Annotated in this window: 4 protein-coding genes and 1 pseudogene; all 5 read right to left on the bottom strand. The window is 38.3% G+C overall.

Going from position 1 to position 4,815, the window contains the following annotated elements; all coding sequences use genetic code 11:
* Positions 1 to 34 precede the first annotated feature (34 nt).
* Positions 35 to 548: pseudogene (locus AC1WHX_RS10480) on the bottom strand (ECF transporter S component).
* 97 nt (positions 549 to 645) lie between these two features.
* Positions 646 to 1,065: a DUF1893 domain-containing protein gene (locus tag AC1WHX_RS10475; RefSeq protein ID WP_278584706.1), complete on the bottom strand. Its 420-nt coding sequence runs from the start codon at positions 1,063 to 1,065 to the stop codon at positions 646 to 648.
* The gene (locus AC1WHX_RS10470; protein ID WP_278584704.1) at positions 1,062 to 2,468 is read right to left on the bottom strand and encodes an aldo/keto reductase; all 1,407 of its coding nucleotides are present in this window, start codon (positions 2,466 to 2,468) and stop codon (positions 1,062 to 1,064) included. The genes AC1WHX_RS10475 and AC1WHX_RS10470 overlap by 4 nt, the downstream gene beginning before the upstream one ends.
* A 14-nt stretch (positions 2,469 to 2,482) precedes the next feature.
* The gene (locus tag AC1WHX_RS10465; protein ID WP_302545112.1) at positions 2,483 to 3,976 is read right to left on the bottom strand and encodes a 4Fe-4S binding protein; all 1,494 of its coding nucleotides are present in this window, start codon (positions 3,974 to 3,976) and stop codon (positions 2,483 to 2,485) included.
* 35 nt (positions 3,977 to 4,011) lie between these two features.
* Positions 4,012 to 4,815 (bottom strand): carboxymuconolactone decarboxylase family protein (locus AC1WHX_RS10460; RefSeq protein WP_481229309.1); only part of this gene is annotated, 804 nt, incomplete at its 5' end.

Raw genomic sequence — 4,815 nt, 5'->3', positions numbered from 1 at the left:
GGCTCTTAGAGCCAGCCTTAGTTTCTCTTATTAATTATTTATATATTAGATATTTAATAAATAAATATCCTCCTATAACCTGAAAGCACATTCCCGGTAATCCGATACGAAAATCCTGTATCGCAAGGTAAAGATCATCAGAAATCGCCCATTCTCCCAATGTCCCAAGAAACTGATAAGTCAAAACAACGGCTAATAATATAGGTATAGATACACGTTTAAAGTGATCTGCGGCATAACCTGCCGCTACAGCCAGTATAACAGATTTAAAAAGAATACCGGGCAATGCTTCAGGGAAAGGCATACCGAAAAACAGAGAATTCAGTATCGGAGATAGTACACCTGCCAATAGACCTACTTTCCAGCCATATTTATATGCTCCTATAAGAGTAAAAAAGTAGATCGGCAACCAAGTAATACCTCCTTGAGGAATAAGATGACATAATTGGGGCAATACCATAATTTCCCAATATAAATAACACTGCCACCATATATGTTCTCATATCTCGATAATCGAGAGCATAAAGATTAAGAGTTGTTTCTTTCATATTTTTAAATACTTTAATTCAATTATAATTACCTTAAAGACAAGAGTTTTGTTCATCACAAACTCTATTTAATCAGGGTTATAAGAATAATTTTCATTTATTTCACATTCTTTTTCTGCATAAAATCCTGTACAATCCTAAAAGAGGATATTGCAGAAACAGATTTAAAACAAGCTGATTCTAAAGGACACCAGCCGTCTTGATTACGATTTTTGATATAGGGAACTTGACAACCGAAACTTACCTTTACAGACGCATTCCTCAATAGAGACAGAGCTGGCGTACTGATAACATCTGCATGCAACTCTCCTATTTCTCCAAGTATCATCAACGATGCCGCAGCTTTCCCGACAACTTTATCTGCAACCAACGCTCCTTTTAAGAAAGTTCGATCATTAAGTAATAAATCATATAAATTCATAACACCTCTCCGACTAAAACTCCGTGTTTCATTGAGACCGAATATAACACAAGAATAATTCTCCTTATGTAACAAATTTACAAGAGAGGTCATCATACAACATTTTGTTTTAGCTTTTCTACAAAACTGTCTATTCGATGCAACTCCTCCGGAATATCAATGCCCTGAGGGCAATGATGCGAACATTGGTTACATCCTATACAATGATTTGCCTGCCTTAATTTCGGTACACTGCGATCATATCCCACAAGAAACGCACGACGGGCTTTTCTATAATTTTCCGTTCCTATATTTTCAGGAATATTTCCTTCATTTACACATTTATTATAATGTAACAATACTCCCGGTATATCGATACCATAGGGACACGGCATACAATATTTACAATCATTACAAGGTACTGTCGGATATTGCATCATAAGTGCGGCCGTTTGTTCTAAAAAATCGAACTCTTCTTCGGTTAAAGGATTTAATGGCGAATATGTCCGAAGATTATCCTGTAAATGTTCCATATAAGTCATACCGCTTAAAACAGTCAGTACTCCAGGAAAAGATCCGGCAAAACGAAATGCCCAAGAAGCGACAGAATCTTCTGGTCGTCTTTGTTTTAGACGCGACACAATATGGTCATGTACATTCGAAAGACGTCCGCCCAATAAAGGCTCCATAATAATTGCCGGAATATTTCTTTTTTGCAGTTCATTATACAGATATTCCGCATTCGTGTTTCGAGGATTAATCTCTTTAGCATACTTCCAATCGAGATAATTAAGTTGAATTTGTACAAAATCCCACTTCATCGTGTCATGTATCGAAAGCAAATAATCAAAAACCTTAATATCGCCATGATATGAAAATCCGAGATTGCGGATTCTCCCAGCTTCACGTTCCGCTACTAAGAAGTCCAATATACCATTATCGATATAACGTTTTTCAAACTCGTCCATACCATTTCCCATCCCGACTCCGTGAAGCAACATATAGTCTATATAATCTACTTGCAATTCTTTTAACGAATTACGATACATTGCCATAGATGCTTCACGACTCCATGTTTCAGGTGAAAAGTTAGACAATTTTGTCGCAATAAAATAACTATTACGAGGATGACGGCTAAGAGCAATACCCATAGCATGTTCAGACCGGCCTTTGCAATAAGCCGGAGATGTATCAAAATAGTTCACACCATGTTCTATTGCATAATCGGTGAGCCTATTGACCATATCCTGATCAATGTCGTCACTATTGCCCCCTGCACCGCGCTGGGGTATTGTCGGCAATCGCATACAGCCATAGCCTAAAAGAGAAACTTTATCTCCCGTTGTCGGAGAAGTCCGATAAGTCATTTTATCAATAGGTATCTCACCCTTTCCGCTAACGACAGAACTTTTCGTATTATCTTTACATCCGTAAAATGCGGCAGCCGACACCGCAGCTCCAGTTCCAAAAACTTTAAAAAATTCTCGGCGACCTATACCCGATTTATTATTTTTTTCCATACCATTCTCTTTAATTAAACGGTTTTATGTGTTTCATGCCCTTCTACATAAATAGCACTAAACGGACGGGCAGGACATAAGTTCTCACAAGCACCGCATCCGATACAACGCTCAATGTTCACAACCGGAATTTTAGGGGAATCATAACTTTCAGGATCGGAAGCTACCATTTGTATCGCTCCTGTCGGACAATGACGAGCACAATTTCCACAATCAACACCATCGGTCAAAACTACACAATTTTCTTTTATCCATACAGCATGCCCGATTTGGATAGAAGACTTTTCAGAAACAGAGATGGGACGTATCGCTCCTGCCGGACAAACTTCAGAACATTTTGTACATTCAGGTCGACAATACCCTCGTTCATAAGACATCTCCGGTTGCATCAATGTCATCAGACTGCCTGAAGGCCGTAAAACTTGATTAAGACATACCGAAACACATAACTGACATGCCGTACAATGTTTTGCAAAATTACGAACACTCAACGAACCCGGAGGGGTCAATGCCACCACACGATTTGGAATTTTTTTGTCTTCTATTACTGCCAAACCTCCGTCAACTTTTTTTTCCTGCGCTTTTATAACCGTCGTAGCTGCAAAAAGAGCCGATACCGAAAGGAAATTGCGACGAGCACTATCAATCTGATCTTGAGTTACAACCGGGCTGCTGATTTTATCCTTTACTGCAGACCGCCGCATGTATTTTATCGCTCCATGCCGACATTTATCTAAACAGTCCAGACATACGACGCAACGGCTATAATCTATTTTATGTTTTTTAGAATCAATGCACGCTGCCTTACAATGCCGTGCACACAGCCCGCAGCTATTACATTTAGAAACATCTATTACCGGTTTAAAAAGGGAATATTTAGCAATGATCCCCAGAAATGTTCCTACCGGACAAATCGTATTGCAATATGTCCGTCCATTCCGCCATGCCAAAAAGACTAATACACCGAATGTGATTAAAGCAATGATAAAAGTAGAAAGACTTTTTACCCACACATCTACTTCATAAAAAGCATAACTTTCTGCCCGTTCTGCCAAATAAGCGAACATATTATTCCCTAATTGGTATAAAGGGACAAACAAATTAGATATTATCCGTCCATAAGAACTATAAGGAGCCAATAACGCAACGAATGATCCTACTCCTGCCAAAACAGCAATAATAAATACAATCAATATTCCATATCGTAGCCAAGAAAGTGCACGGGAATAGGTATATGGTAACTTTTTCCCTCGCTTTCCGAACCATGCTATTATATCCTGAAATACGCCTAAAGGACAAATTACAGAGCAATAAATACGTCCGAATAACAATGTTAAGAGTAAAAGAGACAATATTACCCCCACATTTAATGCCAATAATGCAGGTAAAAACTGTATTTTGGCAAGCCACCCGAACCAAACATGCAATGTCCCTGTAAAATCAAGAAACAATAATGAAATGAGCGAGAAACAGATTATAGCTACCGACACTCTGACTGTTCGTAACATATCAAAAAATTATTTAGTTTATAAGATGGATTTTTTCATTCCGAAACATCTACCGCTTTTATGATATTAATGGCATTCAGAGCATTTGGAAAACCGATATAAGGGAGACACTGTATCATAGCCGCATATAATGTCTCTTTATTATTGCCTGCCCGCAAATTACCGATCGTATGGGAATAAATCTGATTGCCTGCACCCAACGTCGCCAATATACAAATAGATAATAATTCGCGAGTTTTAATGTCCAAAGTATTACGAGTATAAAAATCGCCAAAACACACTTCCGTCAAAAAACGGGAAACATCCTCCCCCATTCCTTGAGGAAGGGAGTTCAACGCATCTCTTATCTCCGTTCCATATAACGGAGTCTGAATGCTGCTTCCTTTCTCATAACGGTTATATTCGGAGACTGTTCCTTGAGTTTCTAACGGCAAAGCAATCCCTCTCTCCTTAAAAACTTCATTAAGCGTTTCTATTGCATTCAGTGTTCTCGGAAAACCGATAAACGGCGCACATTGATAAACAACCTCACGTAATTCTATCGGAGTAACACCCACATTTAATGCAGCCATAGAATGAGTTTTCAACTGAGGTAAAGTTTGCATTGCGGTTAAAGTGACACAAGTAATCATTTCTCGAGTCTTTATATCAAGGCTACCGGTTTTAAAAACTTCACCGAAAATAAACTTTTGCAAAATATCCATCAATTCCGGATCTGTTCCTTTCCCTGTCAAAGCCTCTCCTCCAAATAACTTTGTATAATTTTCTTTACATAAATCTACTCTATTCATACTTTTCTCAACAAATTTCTCATTTTTGTTTTGTGCTATCACTAATGC

The sequence above is a fragment of the Coprobacter sp. genome (assembly GCF_982436375.1).
Note: the sequence above shows the minus strand (reverse complement) of the source record. Positions and strands in the feature narration are given on the sequence as shown.